Source organism: Kitasatospora sp. CB02891 (assembly GCF_002803145.1).
Taxonomy (GTDB): Bacteria; Actinomycetota; Actinomycetes; order Streptomycetales; family Streptomycetaceae; genus Kitasatospora; species Kitasatospora griseola.
In genome coordinates, this window is sequence record NZ_NNBO01000011.1 from 113,766 (window position 1) to 137,048 (window position 23,283).

At 71.4% G+C, this 23,283-nt stretch carries 20 protein-coding genes and 2 tRNA genes; 10 read left to right on the forward strand and 12 right to left on the reverse strand.

Annotated elements, in window-relative coordinates; genetic code table 11:
• Nucleotides 1-5 precede the first annotated feature (5 nt).
• Genes CG736_RS23745 through CG736_RS23755 form a run of 3 tightly spaced genes read right to left on the reverse strand, consistent with a single transcriptional unit; the run spans nucleotide 6 to nucleotide 2,266 of the window.
• On the reverse strand, nucleotides 6-563 hold the full coding sequence (locus CG736_RS23745; protein ID WP_255419029.1) for a flavin reductase family protein: 558 nt from the start codon (nucleotides 561-563) through the stop codon (nucleotides 6-8).
• Nucleotides 560-1,081, reverse strand: a complete 522-nt coding sequence (locus tag CG736_RS23750; protein ID WP_100588212.1) for a hypothetical protein — start codon at nucleotides 1,079-1,081, stop codon at nucleotides 560-562. The genes CG736_RS23745 and CG736_RS23750 overlap by 4 nt, the downstream gene beginning before the upstream one ends.
• Nucleotides 1,082-1,123: 42 nt before the next feature.
• Nucleotides 1,124-2,266: an acyl-CoA dehydrogenase family protein gene (locus CG736_RS23755; protein WP_100588213.1), complete on the reverse strand. Its 1,143-nt coding sequence runs from the start codon at nucleotides 2,264-2,266 to the stop codon at nucleotides 1,124-1,126.
• Nucleotides 2,267-2,432: 166 nt separating this feature from the next.
• On the opposite strand from CG736_RS23755, the gene CG736_RS23760 reads away from it, so the two are divergent.
• On the forward strand, nucleotides 2,433-3,845 hold the full coding sequence (locus CG736_RS23760; RefSeq protein WP_100588214.1) for an aminotransferase class V-fold PLP-dependent enzyme: 1,413 nt from the start codon (nucleotides 2,433-2,435) through the stop codon (nucleotides 3,843-3,845).
• A 185-nt stretch (nucleotides 3,846-4,030) separates the two neighbouring features.
• Here the strand turns inward: CG736_RS23760 and CG736_RS23765 are convergent, their stop codons facing one another.
• From CG736_RS23765 to CG736_RS23785, 5 genes are read right to left on the reverse strand one after another with little or no spacing between them, the layout of a single operon-like run.
• Entirely contained in the window at nucleotides 4,031-4,492 is a 462-nt protein-coding gene (locus CG736_RS23765) for a nuclear transport factor 2 family protein (protein WP_100588215.1), read from the reverse strand.
• 51 nt (nucleotides 4,493-4,543) lie between these two features.
• Nucleotides 4,544-5,308: a thioesterase II family protein gene (locus CG736_RS23770; RefSeq protein ID WP_157815697.1), complete on the reverse strand. Its 765-nt coding sequence runs from the start codon at nucleotides 5,306-5,308 to the stop codon at nucleotides 4,544-4,546.
• 8 nt (nucleotides 5,309-5,316) lie between these two features.
• The gene (locus tag CG736_RS23775) at nucleotides 5,317-6,888 is read right to left on the reverse strand and encodes a long-chain-fatty-acid--CoA ligase (protein WP_100588217.1); all 1,572 of its coding nucleotides are present in this window, start codon (nucleotides 6,886-6,888) and stop codon (nucleotides 5,317-5,319) included.
• A complete protein-coding gene (locus CG736_RS23780; RefSeq protein ID WP_100588218.1) occupies nucleotides 6,885-10,718 on the reverse strand; it encodes a type I polyketide synthase in 3,834 nt (1,277 codons plus the stop codon). Before CG736_RS23780 ends, CG736_RS23775 begins: the two co-directional genes overlap by 4 nt.
• Nucleotides 10,705-10,926, reverse strand: a complete 222-nt coding sequence (locus CG736_RS23785) for an acyl carrier protein (protein WP_232734129.1) — start codon at nucleotides 10,924-10,926, stop codon at nucleotides 10,705-10,707. The genes CG736_RS23780 and CG736_RS23785 overlap by 14 nt, the downstream gene beginning before the upstream one ends.
• A 335-nt stretch (nucleotides 10,927-11,261) precedes the next feature.
• Here CG736_RS23785 and CG736_RS36420 point away from each other — a divergent pair.
• The 7 genes from CG736_RS36420 to CG736_RS23815 all read left to right on the forward strand — a co-directional run bounded on the left by CG736_RS36420 (nucleotide 11,262) and on the right by CG736_RS23815 (nucleotide 16,987).
• A tRNA-OTHER gene (locus tag CG736_RS36420) sits at nucleotides 11,262-11,347 on the forward strand.
• Between the two features lie 74 nt (nucleotides 11,348-11,421).
• Nucleotides 11,422-11,802: a hypothetical protein gene (locus CG736_RS23790; protein WP_100588219.1), complete on the forward strand. Its 381-nt coding sequence runs from the start codon at nucleotides 11,422-11,424 to the stop codon at nucleotides 11,800-11,802.
• Between the two features lie 44 nt (nucleotides 11,803-11,846).
• Nucleotides 11,847-13,118 carry an LLM class flavin-dependent oxidoreductase gene (locus CG736_RS23795; RefSeq protein WP_100588220.1) on the forward strand — a complete coding sequence of 424 codons (1,272 nt, stop codon included), beginning with the start codon at nucleotides 11,847-11,849 and terminating at the stop codon, nucleotides 13,116-13,118.
• A complete protein-coding gene (locus tag CG736_RS23800; RefSeq protein WP_100588221.1) occupies nucleotides 13,115-13,927 on the forward strand; it encodes an alpha/beta fold hydrolase in 813 nt (270 codons plus the stop codon). The genes CG736_RS23795 and CG736_RS23800 overlap by 4 nt, the downstream gene beginning before the upstream one ends.
• Nucleotides 13,924-14,781, forward strand: coding sequence for an SDR family NAD(P)-dependent oxidoreductase (locus CG736_RS23805; RefSeq protein ID WP_232734130.1), 858 nt, complete (start codon nucleotides 13,924-13,926; stop codon nucleotides 14,779-14,781). The genes CG736_RS23800 and CG736_RS23805 overlap by 4 nt, the downstream gene beginning before the upstream one ends.
• 660 nt (nucleotides 14,782-15,441) lie before the next feature.
• Entirely contained in the window at nucleotides 15,442-16,200 is a 759-nt protein-coding gene (locus CG736_RS23810) for an AfsR/SARP family transcriptional regulator (protein WP_229848326.1), read from the forward strand.
• 376 nt (nucleotides 16,201-16,576) lie between these two features.
• Nucleotides 16,577-16,987: an SRPBCC family protein gene (locus CG736_RS23815; RefSeq protein ID WP_043914988.1), complete on the forward strand. Its 411-nt coding sequence runs from the start codon at nucleotides 16,577-16,579 to the stop codon at nucleotides 16,985-16,987.
• A 113-nt stretch (nucleotides 16,988-17,100) separates the two neighbouring features.
• Here CG736_RS23815 and CG736_RS23820 read toward each other — a convergent pair whose 3' ends face one another.
• Both CG736_RS23820 and CG736_RS23825 read right to left on the reverse strand, forming a co-directional pair.
• On the reverse strand, nucleotides 17,101-18,579 hold the full coding sequence (locus CG736_RS23820; protein WP_232734131.1) for an APC family permease: 1,479 nt from the start codon (nucleotides 18,577-18,579) through the stop codon (nucleotides 17,101-17,103).
• Nucleotides 18,580-18,844: 265 nt separating this feature from the next.
• Nucleotides 18,845-20,326, reverse strand: a complete 1,482-nt coding sequence (locus CG736_RS23825) for a DNA-3-methyladenine glycosylase 2 family protein (RefSeq protein WP_100588223.1) — start codon at nucleotides 20,324-20,326, stop codon at nucleotides 18,845-18,847.
• Between the two features lie 219 nt (nucleotides 20,327-20,545).
• On the opposite strand from CG736_RS23825, the gene CG736_RS23830 reads away from it, so the two are divergent.
• Nucleotides 20,546-21,475, forward strand: a complete 930-nt coding sequence (locus CG736_RS23830) for an AraC family transcriptional regulator (RefSeq protein ID WP_157815698.1) — start codon at nucleotides 20,546-20,548, stop codon at nucleotides 21,473-21,475.
• Nucleotides 21,476-21,549: 74 nt separating this feature from the next.
• Complete coding sequence (locus CG736_RS23835; protein ID WP_100588225.1) at nucleotides 21,550-22,212, forward strand: hypothetical protein; 663 nt, start codon at nucleotides 21,550-21,552, stop codon at nucleotides 22,210-22,212.
• A 1-nt stretch (nucleotide 22,213) separates the two neighbouring features.
• Here the strand turns inward: CG736_RS23835 and CG736_RS36425 are convergent.
• Nucleotides 22,214-22,306: transfer RNA gene (locus tag CG736_RS36425), tRNA-Phe, on the reverse strand.
• Nucleotides 22,307-22,458: 152 nt separating this feature from the next.
• Complete coding sequence (locus CG736_RS23840; RefSeq protein WP_100588226.1) at nucleotides 22,459-23,244, reverse strand: SDR family oxidoreductase; 786 nt, start codon at nucleotides 23,242-23,244, stop codon at nucleotides 22,459-22,461.
• Between the last annotated feature and the right edge of the window lie 39 nt (nucleotides 23,245-23,283).

Genomic DNA, 23,283 nt, shown 5'->3' on the forward strand with positions numbered 1-23,283 from the left:
CGTCGTCACAGCTGGGTGGTGTGGAAGTTCTCGAGCCCCTCGTCGCGGAGCCCGCCGGCGAACGTGAGCAGCGGAGCTCCGTCGTCGGCCAGGCCGGACAGGACCTCGGCGATGATCAGGTGGTGGTCGCCGATCAGCTGACAGCCCGTCAGGTTGCAGGCCAGGTGGGCGAGGCTGCCGTCGATCAGCGGTGCGCCCGTGAGCGGGTCGGCCGTCCAGTCCACTCCGGCGAACTGGTCGTCCCCGCGACCGCGCGAGGAGCCGAACGTCCTTGCCACCGTGGCCTGTTCGGTGGACAGAACATTGACTGAAAACGCACCCACTTTTCGGGCAAGTGCAGTAAACGTGGACGGCGTCCGCAGGCACACGCCCAGGACGAGCGGGTCCCGGGAGATCGGCACGAGCGCGCTCACCGTGGTGCCGTGCCGCACCGTGCCGTCGCTCACGGTCAGGACCGTGACGCCCGAGGCGAAGCGGCGCAGCGCCCGGCGGCTCTCGTCCTGGCCGGCGATCCGATCGTCTGGGGAAAGGGTCGGTCGACCGCCCCCCGGGACGGGGTTCACCGACCGGCCTCCGGCACGAGGGCGTCCGACTCGTCGGCCGCGCCCGGGCCCGGCACGAGGCCGCCGACGCCCTGCGCGCGGGCGCTCAGCCGCGCGGCCAGCCGCGGGTAGAACGGGTCGGTGGCGGGCTCGAACGGGAGGCCGAACGGCTTCAGGAAGTTGCCGAACAGGCCACGGTCGCCGAGCACGTGGAACGGGATCGCCAGCAGCGCCCACTCCGGGCCCACCAGCCAGAGCCACAGGCCGATGACCACGGTCTGGGTGATCAGGCTGTGCATGGTGTTGTACAGCACGTAGTACGTCTTGGGAATACGCCCGTCCGCGCTCCGCCGGAAGGCGATGGCGCCCGGAATGTATCCGATCAGGTCGATGTACGCGAACAGCGCCACGAAGGGGATCCAGCGAATCTCCCCGAAGTGCACGATGATCAGCACGATCGACAGCACGAAACCGACGAGGTACTCCGCGCGGTGCAGCTTGAACGTATTCGGCGACTCGAACGGATTTCTCTGGTCCACGATTTCCTCCCGGGCGGCCGAGGCCGACGGTTGACTGGGTTTTCAGGACAGCCGCAGGGCATTGCCTTCGAAGTACTCGACCAGCTCGGTGGCGAGGCTGCCGCGGGACGGCGGGTGGAAGGCCAGCGCCCGGATCACCGAGGCCAGGTACGCGACGTCGGGGGAGCCGATGAAGGCCATGCCGCCGAGCATCTCGGTGGCGGCGTCCACCGTCGCGGCCAGCAGGTCCTGCGTCGCGTAGCGCGCGACCAGGACCAGGGCGACGGCCTCGTCGCCCTGCACGCCGGCGGCGATGGCGCGGGCGGCCCCCTCCTGGAGGTCGATCGCCGCCTGGAGCCGGACCGACAGCGCGGCGCGGTCGCTCTCGCTGCCCCGCTTCTGCTCCAGCACACGGCTCACCAGCGTCGCCGCCACGCCGGTGTAGGCCGAGGTGGCCAGCAGCTCGAACCAGGTGAAGCCGTTGGTCTGCAGGTCGTCGAGCCGGTGGAGGTCGTCCGGCGTGCTGCTGATCACCAGCTCCTCCGGCACCAGCACGTCCGTCAGCCGGACCAGGTCGCTCTGCGACGCGGCCAGGGCGGGCGTGGCCCAGAAGGGCTCCACGGTGATGCCGGCGGAGTCGGCCGGGATCAGCAGCAGGGCGAGGTGCCCGTGGCCCTCGTCGTCGGTGACCGCGACGCTGGCGGTCAGCAGGTCCATCGAGCGGGACAGGCTGCACGGCTTCTTCGCGCCGTTGACCCGGTAGCCGCCGTCAGCGGTGCGCTCGGCGACCACCGAGGGCAGCAGGATGTTCTGGTCGGTCCGGCCCTCGGCCCAGGCGGAGGAGAGCAGCAGCCCGTCCGTGGCGACCGAGCCGAGCAGCTTGCGCTGCTCCGCGGTGAGCCGGTCGGCCGTCTCGGCGAGCTTGAACAGCATGGCCACCGTGAAGTGGTGCATGACGGTGGCCACGCCCAGCGACGGCGAGAGCGCACCGAGCATCCGCTGGACGCGGACCGCTTCGAGCGGGCCGGCGGCCTGCCCGCCGAATTCGGCGGGCACCAGGAGACCGGCCCCGCCGTGGGCGCGGAATATCTCCACGACCTGGCTGTCGGCGGCCTCGCGCTCGGCCAGCGGTATGGCCTCCAGCGCCGCTGCAAGATTCGGTTGGAATTTCTCGCACGCCTCTCGCGCGGACGTCAGAAATCGCATTGGTGGCCTTCCCCCTCAAATCCGGAGACAAATCTGGACAGTCGGCGACGGTTCATGATTATGTCAGCGGTCGACTGACGCCTTCCTGACGCTCAGCTGATCCTGGTATTCCGTGCCGGACCAATCCGTCAGCGTGCGGTCAGCGCCGGTCATTACTTTTGGTGAAATGAATCACGATGAAAGGGCGTTCCTCACTCACGCGGCCGCCCAGGCGATGAACTACCTGGACAGCCTGTCCGAACGGCACGTCGGCGCCACCGCGGGAGCCGACGATCTGATGAAGCTGCTGGGCGGCCCGCTGCCCGGCGCCGCGACGGCCCCCCTGGAGACGATCGGCCTGCTCGCCCGCGCGGCGGCCGAGGGCGGGGTGGTCGCCAGCTCGGGACCGCGCTACTTCGGGTACGTCGTCGGTGGAACGCTGCCCGTGGCCGTCGCCGCGGACTGGATCGCCACCGCCTGGGACCAGAACGCCGGGATCTTCGACCTCGGGCCGGCCGTGGCCACCGCCGAGCACGTCGCCGCCGGCTGGCTCGTCGACCTGTTCGGCCTGCCCGCGGGGACCACGGTCGGATTCCCCACCGGCTGCGCGATGGCGCACATGACCGCGCTGGCCGCGGCCCGCCACCACGTACTGGCCCGGGCGGGCTGGGACGTCGAGCGGTTCGGCCTGCAGACCGCGCCGACCCTGAACATCGTCGTCGGCGCCCAGCGGCACCTCACCGTCGACCTCGCGCTGCGCTACCTGGGCTTCGGCACGGAGCAGCTGCACGTGGTCCCCGCGGACGCCGAGGGCCGGCTGCAGGCCGGCGAACTCGAGGGCCTGCTCGCCGGCCTCGACGGGCCGACCATCGTCATCGCGCAGGCCGGCGACGTCAACTCCGGCGCCATCGACCCGATCGCGGAGATCTGCGAGGTGGCCCACCGGCACGACGCCTGGGTCCACGTGGACGGCGCGTTCGGCCTCTGGGCGGCGGCGAGCCCCAAGCTGCGCCACCTGGTGGCCGGCGTGGAGCGCGCGGACTCCTGGGCGACCGACGCGCACAAGTGGCTCAACGTCCCCTACGACTGCGGCCTGGTGTTCGTCGCGCACCCGCAGGCGCACCAGTCCGCGATGCTGCACACCCGCGCCGACTACCTGCCGCCGGGCACCCCGGGGGAGCGGGACAGCATCGAGTGGGTGCCCGAGCTGTCCCGGCGCGCCCGCAGCCTGCCGGTGTGGGCGGCCCTGCGCAGCCTCGGCCGGTCCGGCGTGGCCGAGATGATCGAGGGCTGCTGCGACCACGCCCAGCGGTTCGTCCAGGCCTTCGACGGCGAGCCGCAGGTCGAGATCGTCAACGAGGTCGTGCTCAACCAGGTCCTGGTCCGGTTCGGCGACGACGACGCGATCACCCGCGGCGTGATCGCCCGGCTCCAGGCCGGCGGCGAGTGCTGGTTCGGTGAGACGGTCTGGGGCGGACGAGTCGCCATGCGCGTCTCGATCACCTCCTGGCGGACCACGGCGCAGGACATGGACCGCACCATCGCCGCGATTCGCGTCGCCCTCGACGAGACGCTCCGCGCGGCCGGAAAGGCGAACTGACAGGCTCTCGACCGCGAACGCGGAACAGGGGCGCCCGGCCAGGCCGGGCGCCCCTTTCCTCGTGCCCGACGGCTCGTCACCGCAGGGATCCGCGAGCGGGCGCCGGTGGTGGCAGCACGACGACCCCGCAGGCCCGGTCCGCCGGGCCTGCGGGGTCGTCGTGCCGGGCCGTGACGCGGGGAGGGTCAGGCCTGCTGCGTGACCAGGGTCGGCTTGGCCGCCTTGGTGACGCGACCGGTCTCGTCGAAGCCGTCGTTGTAGACGAAGGCGGTCGGGATCTTCTCGTGGAACTGGTAGTCGGCCTTGATCCGGCCGTCCTCGTCGAGGATCAGGGTGTCCTGGCCGGCCATCTGGATGTCGCCGGTCTCGGTGTGGACCATGTTCCAGTTGAAGCGCACCAGGTTGTGGTGGCCCACCGCGTTGTACGCGGAGACGAAGCGGTAGCCCAGCGGGAAGTAGATGCCCTGGGTGTACAGGACCTGCTCGGTGAGCGCCTCGTGGCCGACGAACGGGTCGCGCCGGTAGAAGACGTAGAAGGCGTCGTCGGAGTACAGCGCCTTGACCTTCTCCGCCATCACCTTCGCGTCGCGCTCGTTCCACAGGTCGACGTAGGCCTCGGCGAGCTGGTTGGGGGAGGCGAACTTCATGGTGATCTCCTGGTTGTCGGTGGATGGTTCGATGGCTCTTGCGTCGGGCCGTCAGCCCGCGAGTTGCCGGTGCAGCAGCTGCACCAGGTCCGTCGCGATGCCGGGGCCCTCGTCATGGATGAAGAAATGGCCGCCGGGGAACTCCCGCAGGCCCAGGAAGGCGTGGCTCCGCTCCTGCCAGGACCGCATCGCACCGGGTGCGAGGTACGGGTCCCGCCGGCCGGTGTACGCCACCACCGGGCAGTCGACCGACGCGCCGTCGTCCCGGTAGTCGGCGCAGACGGCGAGGTCGGCGCGCATCGGGGCGACGACCATGGCGGTGAGCGCCGGGTCGGTGAGGACCTCGGGCGAGACCGTCCCCAGCTCCTCCAGCAGCGAGGCGATCGCCCCGTCGGACCCTTCGGCCAGGCCCCGGGTGGGCATCGTGAAGCCCTCCGGGGCCCAGCCGGAGACGCCCAGCATCGCCGGGCGCGCGGAGCCCTCGCGTTCCAGCCGCACCGCCACCCGGTAGGCCAGCAGGGCCCCCATGGAGTGGCCGAACAGGACGAACGGACGGTCGCCGCTCTCCGCGGCGACGATCTCGCTCAGCTTGTCCACCAGCGGATCGAACTCGGTGAACGGCGGTTCCTGAAGCCGGTCCTGACGGCCCGGCAGCTGGATGCGGCGGCATTCGACGCTCGGCGGCAGGTAGTCCGGCCACCGGCTGTACATCGACACGCCGCCACCGCTGTAGTGGAACAGGAACAGCGCCGCCTCGGCGTCGGGGTCGGACTCGGCCGGCCGCAGCCAGCCGGCCCGGAACTGCTTCGGCGCCACCCGCCCGGTCACGGTCGCCCGGCCGCCGAGTCGGCGTACTGGTCGCGCAGCACCCGGCGCAGCACCTTGCCGGTCGGGTTGCGCGGCAGGTCGTCCAGGAACGCGTACCCGCCCGGGATCTTGTAGTCCGCGAGCCGGCCGCGCAGGAAGACCAGCAGGTCACGCTCGCGGACCGGGTCGGCGCCCGGCCGGAGCACCACCGCGGCGCGGACCACCTCGCCCCAGCGGGAGTCCTTCACGCCGAACACGGCCACGTCCGCCACGGCGGGGTGGGCGCGGAGCGCGTTCTCGACCTCGATGGGGTAGATGTTCTGCCCGGCGACGATGATCGTGTCGTTGATCCGGTCCTGGAGGAAGAGGTAGCCGTCCTCGTCGAAGTAGCCGGCGTCGCCCATGTGCAGCCACTCGCCGACCACCATCTCCGCGGTGGCCTCCGGACGCTGCCAGTACTCCTTGAACCGCGCCGGGCTCTTCACGCAGATCCGCCCGACCTGGCCCGCCGGCAGCTCCTTGCCGTCGCCGTCGATGATCTTCACCTCGTTGCCGGGCAGCACCCGCCCGGCCGAGGCCATCAGCGGGCTGCCCGGCACGTGCTCCGCCGCGGTGAGGCAGGTGATGAAGCTCCCGGTCTCCGCCGCCGCGTACGCCTGGACGATGTCGCACTTGAACTCGTCGAGGCAGCGCACCATCAGCTCGTAGTCGATCGGCGAGCCGCCGTAGACGATCTTGCGCAGCGACCGGTAGGCCTCCGGGCTGGAGACCTTCTCGTCCAGCATCATCTTCAGCATCGCCGGCGCGGCCCAGACGGTGGTCACGCCCTCGTCCCGGATCACCCGCACCGCTTCGTCCGGGATGAACATCCGCAGGACCACGCTGGTCGCACCGACGTTGAAGCAGTGCATGAACCAGGCGTAGCCGCCCGCGTGCAGGCCGGGGAAGCAGGTCAGGCTGCGGTCCTCGGGCCGCCAGTCGATCGAGTCGACGCCCGCCCGCTGCATGTTCTCGATGAACGTGAAGTACGACCGGTGCGACAGGACCACGCCCTTGGGCAGGCCGGTGGTGCCGCTGGTGTACATCTGCGCGATCGGGTCCTCCGGGTCGGCGTCCACGCCCGGGTCGGTGTCCGGGTGCCCGGCCTTCCAGGAGGTGAAGCCCGCGCCCCGCTCGGTCGCGCCGTCCATCTCGACGACCGTGCGCAGGGTCGGGAGCTCCTCGCGCAGGCGCTCGACGACGGTGAGGAAGTCGCGCTCCACGAACAGGACCTCGGCCTGGGAGTCGCGCAGGATGTGGTCCACCTCGGCCCTGATCAGCCGCCAGTTGACGGGGACCAGGACGACGCCGGCCTTCGCACAAGCGATGGTCAGCTCGTAGTACTGATCGGTCTCGCGGCCCAGGTACGCCACCCGGGCCTGCCGGCCGAGGCCCTCGGCCAGCAGCGCGTTGGCCGAGCGGTTGCTCTCCAGGTGCAGCTCGCCGTACGTGATCGTCCGGCCCTCGATGACCAACGCGGCGGCATCGGGCCGGCGTTGCGCGTGCAGGGCGGACCTCGCGGTGATCGTCTGCTTCTCCGAGTTGCTCACAGCCCCTCCTTCGCTTTCTCCAGGAATTCCACGAGCTGCCCGATGGAGCCGTGGTCGAACACGATGGTCAGCGGCAGCTCGACGTTGTACTCCGCCTCCAGCCGGGCGCGCAGCTCGGCCGCCCCCAGGGAGTCCATCCCGAGGTCCAGGAACGCGGTGTCGGCGGAGATGCCCGACTCGTCGTCGATCCGCAGCAGGCCGGCGACGGCCGACCGGACGGACACCTCGACGGCGGAGCCCTGCCGGGCCGGCCCGGGCCGCCGCGCGGACCCGGCGGCCGGGGCGCGCTCCGCCGGCGGCGGCGCGACCTCCAGCTGCCGGAACGCCATGCCCTCGATCTCCGCGACCGGTTCGCCGTCCTCCAGCAGCAGCACGTCGGCGAGGAAGCCGCTGCCCGCGTCCGCCGCCGCCCTGGTCTGCAGCGCGGCCACCAGCCGGGCGGCCCGGGGCTTGCGGAACAGCCGGACGGCGTCGACGCCCACGCTGATGTAGGAACGACTGCGGTCCACCAGCGCGGCCAGACCGTGCGTGGCCGCGTCGAACAGCTGCGGCGGCAGGTGCTCCGCCCGGGAGAGGTCCAGGGCGTCCACCTCGGTGAGGGTGAAGTCGTCCCCGTGCCGGTCGACCCCGCGCACCCGGTCGAACTGCGGGCCGTACTCCAGGCCCGCCGCGACGTAGGCTGCGTGGACCTCGGCGCCGTCGAGCTCCTGCGCGGGCGCACCCGGCGCACCGGCCCGCTCCAGCAGCCGCCGGCCGGTCCCGCTCGGCCCGGGGACGGCCGCGGCGCCGATCGTCGCGGTGGCGTGCACCCGCTCGACCCGCTCCCCGCCCTCACCGGACCGGCTGACGATCTCGACCGCGGCAGTGCCGTCGGCCTTCGGCGCGAGCCTGGTCCGCAGCTCCACCGGCCGGCTGCCCAGGAACAGCGCCTCGTGGAAGCGCAGCTCCAGCAGCGGCCGCCCGGTGGTGCCGTACACCTCGTCCAGCAGCGCCAGCACCGCCTCGACGTAGGCGCCGGCGGGCAGGAACGGCCGGCCGCGCAGGGTGTGGTCGGCGAGGTACGCGGGGAACCGGGCGCTGACCCGGGCGACGAACTCCCGCGCCCCGTCGGGCTGCGCCGGGTGCGGCTCGGTGCCCAGCAGCGGATGGGCGCCCGGCCCCGCGCCGAGGCCGTGCCGGCCGACCTGGTCCGGCATCCAGTACCGCTTGCGGTCGAAGGCGTACGGCGGCAGGGCGATCCGGCGCCCCGGACCGTCCTGGTGGACGGCCGTCCAGGTGATCTGGAGCCCCGCCGTGTAGGCGCCGGCCAGCGCCTGCCGGAGGGACCTGGCCTCCCCGTCCCCGGGGCGCAGGCTGCTCAGCCAGACGTGGCCGCCGTCCGGCACGCACCGCCGGGCCAGGGCCCCGAGCGTGGCCGAGGGGCCGACCTCGACGAAGACGTGCTTGCCGCGTCGGGCCACGGCCTGCACGCCGCCCTCGAAGTCGACGGCCTCCCGCACGTGGCGGACCCAGTACTCGGGGGTGCCCACCTCGGCGAACGACGCCATCTCGCCGGTGAGGCAGGAGACGAGCGCCAGCGAGGGCTCGTGGAACTCCGTCCCCGCCAGCTCCTCGCGCAGCTCGTCCAGGATCCCGTCCATCAGCGGCGAGTGGAACGCCGAGGAGACCTTCAGCGCGGTGACCCGCACCCCGCGCTCCCGCAGCAGCTCGGAGAGCTTCGCCACCGAGGCCGCGCCGCCGGAGACCACGCACTGGCCCGGGGCGTTGACCGCGGCGACGCCCACGTCGGGCAGGTCGGCCAGCAGCGGCTCGATGTCCGCGGCGGTGGCGGCGACGGCGGCCATGCCGCCGGGCTCGGTGACCGACTGGATCAGCCGGGCCCGGGCCGCCAGGAAGCGCACTCCGTCCTCCAGGCTGAACAGCCCGGCGACGGTCGCCGCGGCGATCTCGCCCACGCTGTGCCCGAGGACGGCGCTGGGACGGACGCCCCAGGACTGCCACAGCCCGGCGAGCGCGTACTCCAGCGTGAACAGCGCGGCGTGCGTGTAGCGGGTCTCGGCGAGCAGCTCCTCCGCGTCCGGGGCCGTGCCCAGTATGACCTCCGCCACCGACCGCGGCAGATGACGGGAGAACAGCCGGTCGCAGGCGTCGACGCGCTCCCGGAAGACCGGGTGGTCGCGGTACAGGGCGGCGCCCATCCCGACGTACTGCGAGCCGGACCCGGTGAACAGGAAGGCCGCCTTCCGCAGGTCGCCGGAGGTCCGCTCGCCGTCGGCCAGCTTCTGCGCCGCCTGCTCCAGCAGCTCGACCGCTTCGGCGGCGTTGCGGACGGCGCCGGCGACCCGGTGCGCGAAGTGCGTCCGGCCGGTGTTGCGGGTCAGGGCCAGATCGCCCGCCCCGGTGTCCTGGTGGTCCGTCAGGAACTGCCGGTGGCGCTCCACTTGCAGGGCCAGCGCCGGCCGGCTCTTCGCCGACAGGGTGAACACGTGGGCGCCCTCGTCCGCCACGTCCGGACGGTCCGTCGCGGGGGCCTGCTCGACCACCGCGACGCCCATCGCGCCCGCCACGCCGAAGCTGTTGACCACGGCCCGGCGGACCGGGGCCTCCCAGGGAGTGCAGGCGGTCGGGATCCGGATCGGGTACATGTCCCACGGGATCCGGCCCGAGGGCGTCGAGTACAGGTGCGGGTAGAACACGCCGTCGCGCATCTGGAGGATCACCTTGATGATCCCGCCGACGCCGGCGGCCGGTTCCATGTGCCCGAGGTTCGACTTGACCGAACCGACGGTCAGACCGTCGCCCTCGCGGTGCGCGGCGCCGAACACCCCGTTGATCGAACCGAGTTCGATCGGATCGCCGAGCGGCGTGCCGGTGCCGTGCGCCTCCACGTACTGGACGTCCCCGGGCTCCAGCCCGGCCCGCTCCAGCGCGCGCCGCATGACCAGCTCCTGCGACGTCCCGTTCGGGGCGGTCAGGCCGGCGCTCTCGCCGTTGTGGCCGATCGCGGTCGACCGGATCAGGGCCAGCACGGTGTCGCCGTCGCGCTCGGCGTCCGACAGGCGCTTGAGCACCAGCACACCGCAGCCCTCCGCCCGCGCGTACCCGTCGGCCGCCTCGTCGAAGGTCTTGCAGTGCCCGTCAGGCGCCAGGAACCCGCCCTGGGACAGGATCGCGAAGATCTTGGGGTGGTGCAGCGCGTTGACGCCGCCGCACAGCGCGATGCTGCACTCGCCGCCCCGCAGGCCCGCCAGGGCCATGTGCAACGCCGTCAGCGACGAGGCGCACGCGGTGTCCGTGGTCAGGCTCGGGCCGTGCCAGCGCAGGAAGTACGACAGCCGCCCGGACATCGGGTAGGCGCCCATCCCGGTCGCCATCGAGCCGTCCAGCTTGTCGTACGGGACGGAGTCGAGCTCCATCGCCTGGTCGAACGGCGTGGCGCCGATGTAGACGCCGCCGTCGCGCACCGACGACGGGACGACGTTGGCGTTCTCCAACGCCTCCCAGGCCGTCTCCAGGAGCAGCCGCTGCTGCGGGTCCAAGTACTGCGCCTGCTTGGGCGAGACGCTGAAGAACTGCGGGTCGAACTCGTCGATCCGCTCCAGGAATCCGCCGGCCTCGGAGCGGATCAGCCCCGGCGACGCGGGGTCGTCCGAACCGAACGCGTCGACGTCCCAGCGGTCCCGCGGCAGCGGGCTGATGCCGCTGCGGCCGGCCCGCAGGAACTCGGCGTACCCGTCCAGCGAGTCGTTCCCGCCGGGAAAGCGCAGACCGACACCGATGACCGCGATCGGCTCGTCCCGGTCCGGCCCGGCCGGCTCACTGCCGCGCATCGGACGCCTCGCCGAAGAGGTCGGTGAGCACCTCGGTCATCAGGTACGTCAGCATCAGCTCCACCGTCGGGCTGTTGAACAGCACGTTGGCGCTGATCGAACAGTCCAGGAACTCCTCGAGGCGCTGCTTGACCTCGGTCACCCGCAGGGAGGTGAGGCCCAGGTCGAAGAAACTCTCCGACAGCGGGAAGTCCTCGTCCTCGGACATCAGCAGAGATTCCTTGAATTCTCTGATGACTATCTGCTCCAGCGCGTCCGGCCGATCGAGCTTCGGAGTGTTCCGAAGCTCTTGCAGAGTCGCGTGGGAATGTGTCATCCGCTTTCTCATCTCCGGTTCCGGGAACTGGCGGGGTGCCGGCATCGGACCGAGTGAATCAGAGGTGGTTGACGCACGGCTGATGAGAGGCTGACGAAACCCGCGAACCCGCGGAGGAATCCGGGGAGTCGAGCCCATCAGAAGCTCATCAGCACTGCGTCAGCGGGCCGTGCCATAGTTTTCCTCAGCAAGCGGCGGAACACGGCGGAGATAGCCGGGCTTCGCAAGGAGAGGTAGCCGTAGCGGCCTATCGGATTCCTGTTTCGGCAGGAAAGGGCTTTTGTCCTCGCAGGTTCGAATCCTGCCCTCTCCGCAGCTGTGGCGAGTCGGGGTGCCGGCTCGCCACAGTTTCGTGTCAGCAGATAATCGCCTTGCCGAGGAGAAGCGATGTCGGAGACCGTGACCCGCCCAATCAACGTGACTCGCCTGTTCACCGACGAGGCCGGCGAGAGCCACTTCGTCGAGGAGAAGCTGGACCTCAACGAGGTGAACTTCGCCCCGCCGGCCCCCTCGATGTTCCTCTCGGCGCCGGCCGAGGCCCGCGCGAGCGTGTACCTGCTCTGCCCCGACGGCTACTTCGGTGACTTCCACCCGGCGCCCCGTCGGCAGATCATGACGCTGCTCGAGGGTGAGCTGGAGGTCGGCGTCAGCGACGGCGAGAAGCGTCGCTTCCTGCCGGGTGGCAGCGTCCTGGTGGAGGACACCAGCGGCAAGGGCCACTCGACGCGGAGCATCGGCGACTCGCTGCTCATCGTCACCCAGCTCTGATGCTCAGTGCGGCGGCGCGCTGCAACCGGACCGTTGGAGAGTAGATGAAGGTCACTCTGTTCGAGCAGGCGCCGTACCGGTTCCTGCCGTCGGACTTCGAAAAGCACCACAACTCGGTGTGCGACACGCCTTACGGCCTGACGACTCCCGAGGGCGTCTTCAGCTCGTTCACCGATCACATCGACGAGTTGATGATCGGCGCCAGGGCGGGGTTCGACGGCATCGCCGTCACCGAGCACGCCCAGAGCTCGTACGACCTGATGCCGAACCCCAACCTGGTGGCGAGCGCGATCGCCTACGCCACCCAGAGCCAGGGGCTCGACGTCGGGATCTTCCCGATGGGGCGTTCGCTGGGCAAGACGCGTGAGCCGGTCCGGGTGGCCGAGGAGTACGCGATGCTCGACGTCATGAGCAACGGCCGGCTCCTCGCGGGCTTCCCGGTCGGTCTCAGCTACGACGCCAGCATCAACAACGGCATCCCGCCGGTGGAGGTGCGCGGCCGTTTCGAGGAGAACCTCGACCTGGTGCTGCGGGCCTGGGAGGACCGTGAGCCGTTCGCCTGGAACGGCCGGTACGGCCAGTACCCGCAGGTGAACATCTGGCCGCGGCCGCTGCAGAGCCGGCCGCCGGTCTGGATCACGGGCATCGGCAACCCGAGGACGATGCAGATGACCCTGGAGCGCGGCTTCGGGTTCAACTACTTCGGGTTCGCCGGGGCGAAGCTCACCGGACCGCGGATCTTCAGCCGGTTCTGGGAGATCGCGGACGAACTGGGCCTGGAGCGGAACCCGTACCGGATGGGCTTCCTGCAGACGATCGCGGTCAGCGAGACCGACGAGCGCGCGGAGCAGGAGTACGCCGAGCACGTCGAGTACGCCTACCGCAAGGGCCTGGGGTCGATCCCGCCCGAGAAGCTGGCGATCGCCGGCGGCGTGAACATCCACGGCGTCAAGGCCCTGCTGCGCGACGCGGGCGACTTCGGCCTGTACAGCCAGATGCGGACGGCCAACTACCGGGAGCTCGTCGAGGCCGGCACCGTCATCGCGGGCAGCCCGGCGACCGTGCGGGACCAGCTGATCTCGTACTGCCGGGAGTACGGCATCGGCAACCTGCACGCGATGCTCGGCTTCGGGTCGCTGCCGAAGGCGCTCGTGGAGAAGAACATCAACCTGTTCGCCGAGGAGGTCCTGCCGCACCTGCGCAAGCTGTGGAAGGACGACGGGTTCAGCCACCACTGGTGGCCGGAGCGCCTGGGCGGCACACCGCTTCCGGTGGCGGAAGGCGGAGCGTCGGCACGGAAGGCGGAGGCCTCATGACCACGGATTCCTTCAGCGGCGAGCCGCGCGAGGAGAGCGTCGAACTCTGGGACGGGCGGCTGACGCTGCGGGTGAAGGTGGCGGGCCGCGGCGCTCCGCTGCTCTACCTGCACGGCTCCACCGGGCTGGTCTGGGACCCGTTCCTGGCGCACCTGGCGGAGCAGTACACGGTCTACGCCCCGGAGTTCCCCGGCACCACCGCCGGTGAGCCGGACGCCATCCACGTGATCCACGACCTGTCCGACGTGGTCCTCGCCTACGAGGAGCTGTGCCGGCGGCTCGGCCTGGTCGACCCGGTGATCGTCGGGCACGACTTCGGCGGCATGCTCGCCGCGGAACTGGCCGCGCACTTCCCGGCGCTGCCCTCGCGGCTGGTGCTGATCGCGCCGCTCGGGCTGTGGCGGGACGACCTGCCGGTCGGGAGCCTGGCGGCCGCCTCCGCGGAGGAGCTGGCGGGCCTGCTCTTCCTCGACCCGGCGGGCGAGGTGGCCCAGGCCGCGCTGACGCCGCCGGCCGATCCCGCGGTGGCCGTCGAGGTCATCGGCGGCATGGTGTGGTCCATCGGCAGCACGGCCAAGTTCCTCTGGCCGATCCCCGACCGCGGACTGCGGTCGCGGCTGCACCGCGTGACGGCGGCGACGCTGATCGTCTGGGGCAGCGGGGACCGCCTGGTGTCGGCGGAGTACGCGCAGGAGTTCGCCGGACTCGTCACCGGCAGCCGGGCCGTGGTGCTCGACGCCGCCGGCCACCTCCCGCAGCTGGAGCAGTTCAAGGAGGCCACGGTGGCCGTCGACGAGTTCCTGAGGTGAAGGACCGAGGCGCGCCCGTGCTGAGTCTCTCCGGGAAGACCGCCCTGGTGACAGGTGCTTCACGCGGGATCGGCAGGGCGATCGCCCTCGGTCTTGCCGAAGCCGGAGCCGACGTCGCCCTCCTTGCTCGGGGAGCCGAGCAGTTGAGAGCGACGGCGGCTGCGGCCGAGGAGTTCGGCGGCCGGGTCGCCGCACTGGTCTGCGACATCGAGGATCCGGAGCAGATCGAGGCGAGCATCGGGAAGGCCGTCGCGGAACTCGGCCCGCTGGACGTCGTGGTGAACAACGCCGGAGGAATCACCTACTCCGGGCCGTTCCACGAAGCCACGGCCGAGCAGTGGCAGCGGGAAATGCGGCTCAATTTCGAATCCGTTCTTGAGGTGTGCCGCCTGGTCGGCCCCGACATGGTCGGGCGTGGCCAGGGGTCGATTATCAACATCTCTTCGATCGGCGGAAAAGCCGGCCTCCCGAATTACTCCCCCTATGCCGTTTCGAAGGCCGCGGTGACCGCGCTCACCCATTCGCTCGCGGCGGAGTGGGCGGCTTCCGGGGTGCGGGTCAACGCGATCACGGCCGGCTGGGTGGAGACCGACCTGACCAAGCCACTGGTCGGGCACCACGAGCTGTCCGAGCGCCTCAGGGAGGTGATCCCGGCCGGGAGGTTCGCCACCCCGGAGGACCTGGTCGGCCTGGCGCTTTACCTGGCCAGCGACGCTTCGCGGTTCATGACGGGCTCGTCCGTCGTCATCGACGGCGGGGTCTCCTCCTTCTACGGCGGCGCCGCGGTCCTCCACGGGGCCGGGCGCGGATCGGCCGGGGCCGGCGTCCCGGACAGCCGCTTCAGATGCAAGTAACATGATCGACATGACAACTGACGAATCGTCAGTATCGGTCTTCGACCGGTGAATCCGGGCACTGATTTCAGCCATCGCGTCATCGGGTGATCGTCGCCCCCGTGCGCACCCGTGAACGGCCGTCTCCACAGGGAGGCGGCCGTTCGTCTGTTGCGGCCCTCCACGGCCGGCCAGGGGGAAGCCGGACAATCATCCAATATCGCCGGTCGGACGGGCGGGGCGGGGGTGCGTCCGAGTGGCTCGAAGGGGCCGGTTGACGCGCGTCACGGGGCCGTTGAGGGCCCTTGGCATCGACACCTGCGCTGCCACCTGCAATATTGCGGGAGTATTGCAGGGGTGCTTCACGCCACTGGTGGCCGGATCGCGCGGCGGCCATCAAAGAGCTATGCAAGAAGCCGATTAAATGATTGTCTTGTGGGGAGATTGCATACCGCGGGCACCTCAAGGGTGCGGGCCTGAAGTGAATAACCTGTGCGATCGGGCAGAGGGGGGTGTGTTCGGCGCAGGGCTGTGTATCGCTGCCTTTCGCGTCTCGCAGCGTGAGCCTGTCGGGCTCCAGCGCGTCGAAGGGGTGTCGACGATTCGTTCGCAGGACCGGTCGCTATCAGGATGGGAGGGGCTTTAATGCGTTTCTTCGTGCTTGGGCCGTCGGAAATCAAGGTGGGCCACCACACGGTTCGGCCCAAGGGGGCGGTCCAGGAGTTGCTGTTCGCCTCGTTCATGGCGGCGGCCGGCAGGCTGGTCACCGTGGACTCGCTGGCGGAGGAGCTGTGGGGGACCACGCCGCCGACGAAGATGCACAACGCGCTGCAGGCCCAGATCAGCAGGCTCCGCCGCAGCCTGGCACGAACGGAGCAGGACGGTGCGTCGCGCATCGTCACGAGCGTCTCCGGCTACCAGTTCAGCCTGCAGCCGGGCGAACTCGACGCGCAGGTCTTCCTCGACACCGTCGACGTCATCCGGGGCCGGGTCTGCGACAGACTCGACCGATGTATCGCCGAGCTCCGGGGCATCCTCGCCCTGTGGCGGGGACCGGTGTTCGGAGGGCTCGCGACGGGGCCGCTGTGCCAGACCGCGGCGTCCAAGTACGAGGAGTCGCGCTTATCCGCGCTGGAGCTGCTCTACGACCTGGAGCTCAGGGCGGGCGGCCACAACCGGATCATTCCCGAGGTGACGGAGACCCTGGCGCAGAACCCGATGCAGGAGCAGTTCTGCCGCCAGCTGATGGTGGCCCTGTACCGGTCGGGCCGGCAGATCGACGCGCTCAACGTCTACCGCGACTTCCGCCACCGCCTCAACGAGGAGCTCGGGGTCGACCCCTCGCCGATGCTGAGGATGTACGAGAGCGCCGTCCTGGAGCACGACCTGGCGCTGCTGGAGGAGTCGCCGATGATCCGGCCCGTCGGAGTGCGGGTGTAGCCCGGCGGGGCCGATGCCGCGCCGTGGACGCGGCCCCGTGCCGCCCGCCCCGCCCGCCCCGGAGCCGGGGCGACCGCCGGCCGCCCCGCACTCCCGGGCGGTCCACTCCGCGAGACGCACCACCACGTTGGACACGTCAAGGGCACCGACGGTGCCTCGGCCGGTTCCTGATGCCGGTACGGGGCCGCACCGTGCTTCGACGAACGGCCGGGCCGGGTCCCCTCCAGGGGCCCGGCCCGGCCGTTGTGGGCCGAACGGGTGGTGACGGCCGCCGACCCGGTTTCGCGGCCCGGAATGCCTCGTTGAGCCCGCCGACGAAGCCCTGAGACCGTCACGGCAGGCGGCGGGGCGAGCACGCGGAAGAAATGAGGCGGTCGTGGCTTCGATCGTGCTGGAGACCGTGATCGAGGCGGACGCCGCCGAAGTCTGGGCGGTGATCGGCGACTTCGAACAGGGCCCGCCGCGGATGGCGCCGGGCTTCGTCACCGGGACGGAGCTGACGGCCGACGACGTCCGGACGGTCACGTTCGCCAACGGCGACGTGATCGACGAGCGGCTCGTCAGCCTGGACCACGAGGCCCAGCGGATCGTCTGGGCGGTCATCGGCGGCACCGTGCGGCCGCTGCACGACAACGCCTCCCTCCAGGTCGTCGCCGAGAGCGAACGGCTCAGCCGGCTGGTCTGGATCCGCGACGTCCTGCCGGACGAGCTGGCGCCGCCACTCGCCGCGACCATGGCGGACGGACTGGCCGTCATCCGCGAGACCCTGTCGGCCGGGCAGGCGTAGGCCCTCCAGGACCGAACCGCCCCAGCTCCGGACGGCCGCGCCTCTCAAGGGCGGCCGGACCGGGCTGGGGCGGTTCCGTGGTGCGGGTGCGGGTGCGGGTGCGGGTGCGCCGGCTACGCCGCGGAGCGGACGTCGGTCAGGGCCTCGACTGCGGGGCCGTCCGCGGACTCCTCCGGCTGCGCCAGGGCCGCGTAGCGCTCGGGGCGGGCCGACCGGATCCAGTACGCGTAGCCGAGTCCGCCGACTCCCACCACCAGCAGCGCCCAGGGCAGTGCGGTGACCACCGGGTTGGTCGTGCCGGTGAGGACGGCGAAGTTGCGGACGACGAGGACGGCGGCCGTGACCAGCCCGGCCGCGCCGAGCACCGGAGCGATCCTGGTCTGCCACCACCCGCCCTTGCGCTTGCGGTAGTAGCCGAGCACGGCGACCGAGGCCATCGCCTGGAGCACCACGATGCCGAGGGTGCCGATGCCCAGCATGCTGGTGGACATGTTGAGGTAGGGATCCAGGCCGGCGAGGGCGAAGGCCGCGACGACGACGGCGCTGAACACGGTCTGGACGACGCTGGCCCGGTGGATGGCCTTGTACTTGGGGTGCACCGCGGCCAGGCGGCCCGGCAGCAGGCCGTCACGGCCCAGCACGAACATGTACCGGTTGGCCGCGTTGTGCAGGGCCAGCCAGGCGCCGAGCACGCTGGTGCAGAGCAGCACCTGCATCACCGTGGTGGTGGCCGAATTCAGGTACTCGTCGCTGAGGTTGAAGAACATGTCCCCCAGGTCCGCGGTCGCCGTCGCCTGGATCTCCGACGGGCCGACGGCGCCGACCGCGAGCCAGCTGGTGGCGCCGTAGAACGTCGCGATCAGGACCACCGCGATGATCGTGGCCCGCGGAACGCTCCGCTCGGGGTTGCGGGTCTCCTCGGCGTACAGCCCCGCCGACTCGAAGCCGATGAACGACGCCATGCCGAACATCATCGAGACGCCGAAACCCGGGGCGAAGATGTTGTGCGGCGCGAAGGACGCGGCGGGCGTGGCGGAGAAGCCGTGACGGGCGAGGATCGCCACGTCGAGGGCGAACAGGATGACGATCTCGCAGATCATGAGCACCGCCAGCACCCGGGCGCTGAGCTCCACGTGCCGGTACCCGAGCACGCCCACCACCACCAGGCCCGCGGCGGCCCACACCTCCCACGGCAGGTTGAGACCGTGCGACGCGGCGAGCGCCTGGGCGAAGTACGCGAAGGCGCCGAGCACGCCGACCGTGACGGTGTTGTAGGCGATGACGGCGATGATTCCGCCGCTGACGGCCGGCGGCCTTCCCATGCCGTGGGCGATATAGGTGTAGAACCCGCCCGCGTGGCTGATCCGGCTGCTGATGGCGGCGTAACCGGAACTGAAACAGAGCAGCGTCAGCCCGGCGAAGACGAACAGCGCCGGCACGCCCGGTCCATTGCCGATCGAAAAGGACAGCGGCACGGTGGTGAGCATCGCGGCGAGTGGCGCGGCCGCTGCGATGATCATGAATACGATCTTCGGCGTGGTGAAGGTGCGCAGCAGACGCACTGGTTGGGGGCGGGAACTGGTAGTGGCCACGGGTGCTCCTGCGATAAGGGATGCGAGAGGCGCGGAGTTCGTTTTCTCCCGGCTGTTGCGATCGGGAAGCGCCCGGACAGCCGACTTCGGTCGGCCGGGCAGGAAAACGGCCGACAGGTGATCTCCGGATTTCCGCTGAGGCCTGCGGATGGCAGGAACGAGCATTCCACAGACCTTCTGACCGACGTCTGATCATGCACTGATGGTCGATTGACAGCGCTTCGTCAGTGTGCCGTCGGAATTCCGGACGCCATTTCCGCAGGTTTCAGCAGACCCCGCAGCATTCCTGGTCGAGCGGAGCCGCCGCCAGGCTGTCCGTCGCCCACAGGTGCTGTAGGGCGTAGGCACGCCAGGGGCGCCAGGCGGCGGCGTGGCGGGCCAGCGCGGCGGGCGTCGCGGGGAGCCCGAGCTCGACGGCGGCGGTTCGCACGCCCGGGCCGCCGGTGGTGAACGCGTCGGGGTCGCCGAGCGCGCCCATGGCGACGACCTCGACCGTCTCCGGCTCGATGCCCGGGATGGCGGTCAGCTGCGCCCGTGCGCGCAGCCAGTCGCTGCCCCTGCTGACGTCGACCGTGCCGTCCGCCAGCGCCTCGACGAGCCGGGGGAACGCTCCGTGCGGCCGGTCCGGCGGCACGCTCGCGGCCGGTCCGAGGCCGACCAGCTCGGCGGGGGCCGGGAACAGCCGGGACAGGCCGCCGCCCGGGTCCGTCACCGGCAGGCCGTGGACCGCCGCCAGCCGGGCCGCACGGTCACGGGCGGTCGCCACCGAGACGTGCTGGCCGAGCAGCGCGCGGATCGCGTACTCCTCCCCGTCCACGGTGCGCGGCACCCGCCGCCCCGGGTTCTTGCGCACCAGCGGCGCCAACAGCGGGTCCTCGACCAGCAGTTCGTCCACGGCGGCGGGATCGGCGTCCAGGTCCAGCATCCAGCGGCACCGGTTGATCGCCGCGGTCAGGTCCCGCAGGTCGGAGAGCGTGAGCCGGCACTCGACGAAGGCCGAGGCGGTGGGGCGCAGTTCGACGATCCCGTGGCCGCGGGGCAGCCGCAGCGTCCGGCGGTACGCGCCCGACCGCCACTCCTCGACCCCGGGGACCGCCGCGGCCGCCAGCCGGCCGAAGAGGCTGTCGGCGCACAGCGGCGCCCGGAACGGCAGCCGCAGCGTCAACGTCCCCGCGACGTCGGTGGGTCGGGTGCGCCGGCGGAGCTCGGTGGGCGACAGGGCGAACACCGCCTGCACGGTGTCGTTGAACGAGCGGATGGAGGAGAAGCCCGACGCGAACGCGACCTCGGCCATCGGCAGGGTGCTGGTCTCGATCAACAGCCGGGCGGCCTGCGCCCGTTGGGCCCGGGCCAGCGCCAGCGGCCCCGCACCGACCTCGGCGCGCAGCTGCCGTTCGACCTGGCGGGTGCTGTACCCCAGGTACGCGGCCAGCCCGGGCACCCCTTCCCGGTCGACGACGCCGTCCTTGATCAGCCGGATCGCCCGCGCCACCAGGTCCGCGCGCTCGTTCCACTCGGGGGAGCCCGGAGCCGCGTCGGGCCGGCAGCGCTTGCACGCCCGGAACCCGGCCTGCTGGGCTGCCGCCGCACTGGAGTAGAACCTCATGTTCTGCGGCTTCGGCGGCGAGACCGGGCAGCTCGGCCGGCAGTAGATCTTCGTCGTCAGCACGGCGACGAAGAACCATCCGTCGAACCGTGCGTCCTTGGACTGAACGGCTCGGATACATCGCTCGGTGTATTCGTGCACATGCTCAGGGTGCTTCAAGACCGGGCGGCCCGGGGCCCGAACGGCGGAATGCCCGGTGCTCCGGCCCGGTGGGGAGAAGGTGTCGGCCAGAGTATTGGCGCGTTCAGGTCATCTTTGGGGCGATCCACGCCAACCGCCCCGTCGCCCCGGGCACGGGCGGCCGGACGCCGCCACACTGCAGGTCCGAGGAACTGGGTTCGAACGCCGAGGGCGGGCGACATGGCGCGGGATCTCCGGACGGCGCACCACGGATGGCGGCGGCCATCCGGCGAGGAGCCGGTGCGGCGGACGCGGCTCGCCCAGCAGGCGGGCCTGCGGATCACCGAGCTGGCGTGCTTCGAGGACCACCGGTCGTTCCGGACGGCGGTGACCGGGGAGCCGGACGAGACGGTGCTCGTCGTGTCGCTGATCCGCACGGGGGGCCTGGTGCTGAGGGTCGGCGGACGCGAGGAGTTCGTCGACCCGACCACGGGCTTCCTGCTGCGCCGCGGGGACGACGCCGCCGTCGCGCACCTGGCCCGCCTCCCCGATCTGAGCACCGTGCTGCAGTTCCACCAGGACGTCCACGGGGAGTGTCCGGGCGGGGCCGGGCCGCGGGTCCTGCCGGTGGACGCGGGCCTCGACCTGGCTCATCGGGGGCTGGTCGCCGCCTGCCGGGCCGGGGCGGATCCGTTCGAGGTGGCGGAGCGGGCCAACCGTCTGGTGGCCGGGCTGGTCGGCGGTCGCGAGCCTGCCCCCTGCCCGCGGCGCGCGTCCACGGTGGTGGCGCACCGCAGACTCGCCCACCAGGCGTGCGCGGCACTGATCGACGGGCTGCCGACCGCGGGCCTGGAGGAGATCAGCCGCCTGGTCGGCTGCTCGCCGTTCCACCTCAGCAGGGTGTTCCGGGCGGTCACCGGCCGCACGCTCACCGGCTACCGCAACCAACTCCGGGTGCGGGCGGTGGTGGAGGAGCTCGGCGGCGGCCGGCCGCTGCGGGAGCTGGCCGCGAAGTACGGCTTCGCCGACCAGGCCCACCTGACGCGGGTGTTCCGCCAGCACGCCGGCGCGCTCCCCAAGGTCGTCAGGGCCGCGCTGCGGGGGACGGCGCCTCCGGCCGGAACCGAGCAAGAAAGTTCAACGCCGCGGCCGCCGCCGTCACCAGAATGAGTGCTGCCCCCTGCTGAACCACGGAACGGCGACTCACCAACTGTCACGAACATCGGAGAGTGGAGGGAACGTTCATGATCAGGACGAGGACCGCGACCGCACTCGGCGCGCTCTGTCTGGCTGCGGCCGGCGTCTCCGTCGCGGCGACACCCGTCTCGGCGACGCCCGCCCCGGTGACGCCCGCCCCGGCGGGACAGCAGAGCCAGGCCGGCCTCCTGGGCATCGGTACCCGGGTCACCACGCGGGTCGACACTCCGCTGTATTTCGGCCCCGGGCTGAGCACCCCGAGTGTCGGGGTCGCCTGGGCCGGTGACAACGTGGCCGGCATCTGCCAGATCTTCGACAACAACAACAAGCGCCTGATCCTGGGCATCGAGCGCCCAGGCCGCAACGGCGTCCAGTGGGCCAACACCGCCGGCTACATCTGGGACGACTTCATCATCCAGTACACCGCCGGCTTCCCCCTCTGCCTGAGCTACGGCCCCAGGGTCACGCCGATCCGCAACACCACGATCTACTCGGGCCAGGGGCTGAGCACCCCGGGCGTCGGGGTCGCCTGGGCCGGCGACGACGTGGAGGGCATCTGCAAGGTCAACGACAACAACGGCAAGCGGATGGACCTGGTCATCGAACGCCCCGGCCGCAACGGCGTCCAGTGGGCCAACAGCGCCGGGTACGTGTGGGACCTCGACATCGCCGAGAACACCGACGCCCTGCCGGACTGCGGCACCGTGTAGGCGGAGAGGGCAGGATTCGAACCTGCGTGGGCGCGAGCGCCCGGCTGGGGTTTTTAGGCCCTGGTCCCCGATAAGCCGCTCCGGGCACCTCTCCTTGCTTCCCGGCCCGGTTTTTGTTTTCCCCGCGCCGTTCACATGGATAACAATGCCAGACGCCGCTTAGACGGCGCTGACATCCTTCTGACAGCTCGTCGTAACCCGGGCGGGGCCTTTTGGAAAGCGCGTGTGCGGCCCCGCCCGGCAGGGTCAGGAGGTGCGGGTGGCCAGGTAGTCGGCCCAGGTGGCGGTGCCGTCGGCGTGGGCCGGGGTGGTCAGGTGGCCCTGGCGGAGGGCGGCGCCGACGCGGCCGGGAAGGTGGACGGGGAGGACGCGGCGACGGCCCGGGTGGGTGGCGCGGAGCCAGTCGGCGGCGAGGTCGGTGGCAGGACGGATCTCGGGGCCGCCGATCTCGGGTGCGTGGCCGACGGGTCGGCCGAGCGCGAGGGTGACCAGGCGGTCGGCGACCTCGGCGGGGTGGACGGGCTGGCAGGGGGTGTCGGCCGGCATGGGGAGGACGGGCAGCCGGGCGAGGCTGCTGAGCATGCCGTCGAGGAGCGCCGGGAACTGGGTGGCGCGCAGGTTGCTCCAGCCGAGGTCGGACGCGGCGAGCAGGCGTTCGACCTCCAGCTTGACGCGGTAGTACGTGAGCGGGACCTTGTCGACGCCGACGATCGAGATGTTGACGAGGTGTCCGACGCCGGCCCGGCGGGCCGCGTCGAGCAGGTGGCGGAAGGCCGGCAGGTCGTCCTTGGGGCGGCGGGGGTCGCTGGCGCAGTGGATCACCGTGTCGACGCCGATCAGCGCGGCGTCCAGGCCGACATCGGCGAGGAGGTCGCCGGTGTGCCACTCGGTGCCGCTCGCGCCGGGGACGTCCGGCGGGGTGGTGCGGCGGGTGAGAGCACGTACGGCGAGGCCGGTTCCGTGCGCCCGGCGCAGGACTTCGCGGCCGAGTACGCCGGTCGCGCCGGTCACCAGCAGGGTGCGCTCGTTCATGGCTGTCGGTTCCTTCCCGGAGGGGTCTGTGCAGGAAGG

Bases quoted from the DNA above. Each gene is read 5' to 3' on its own strand.
- CG736_RS23800 (WP_100588221.1), top strand. From the start codon at position 13,115: ATGACCACGGATTCCTTCAGCGGCGAGCCGCGCGAGGAGAGCGTCGAA.
- CG736_RS23765 (WP_100588215.1), bottom strand. From the start codon at position 4,492: ATGAAGTTCGCCTCCCCCAACCAGCTCGCCGAGGCCTACGTCGACCTG.
- CG736_RS23835 (WP_100588225.1), top strand. From the start codon at position 21,550: ATGATCAGGACGAGGACCGCGACCGCACTCGGCGCGCTCTGTCTGGCT.
- CG736_RS23755 (WP_100588213.1), bottom strand. From the start codon at position 2,266: ATGCGATTTCTGACGTCCGCGCGAGAGGCGTGCGAGAAATTCCAACCG.
- CG736_RS23790 (WP_100588219.1), top strand. From the start codon at position 11,422: ATGTCGGAGACCGTGACCCGCCCAATCAACGTGACTCGCCTGTTCACC.
- CG736_RS23780 (WP_100588218.1), bottom strand. From the start codon at position 10,718: ATGCGCGGCAGTGAGCCGGCCGGGCCGGACCGGGACGAGCCGATCGCG.
- CG736_RS23785 (WP_232734129.1), bottom strand. From the start codon at position 10,926: ATGTCCGAGGACGAGGACTTCCCGCTGTCGGAGAGTTTCTTCGACCTG.
- CG736_RS23830 (WP_157815698.1), top strand. From the start codon at position 20,546: ATGGCGCGGGATCTCCGGACGGCGCACCACGGATGGCGGCGGCCATCC.
- CG736_RS23795 (WP_100588220.1), top strand. From the start codon at position 11,847: ATGAAGGTCACTCTGTTCGAGCAGGCGCCGTACCGGTTCCTGCCGTCG.
- CG736_RS23840 (WP_100588226.1), bottom strand. From the start codon at position 23,244: ATGAACGAGCGCACCCTGCTGGTGACCGGCGCGACCGGCGTACTCGGC.
- CG736_RS23760 (WP_100588214.1), top strand. From the start codon at position 2,433: ATGAATCACGATGAAAGGGCGTTCCTCACTCACGCGGCCGCCCAGGCG.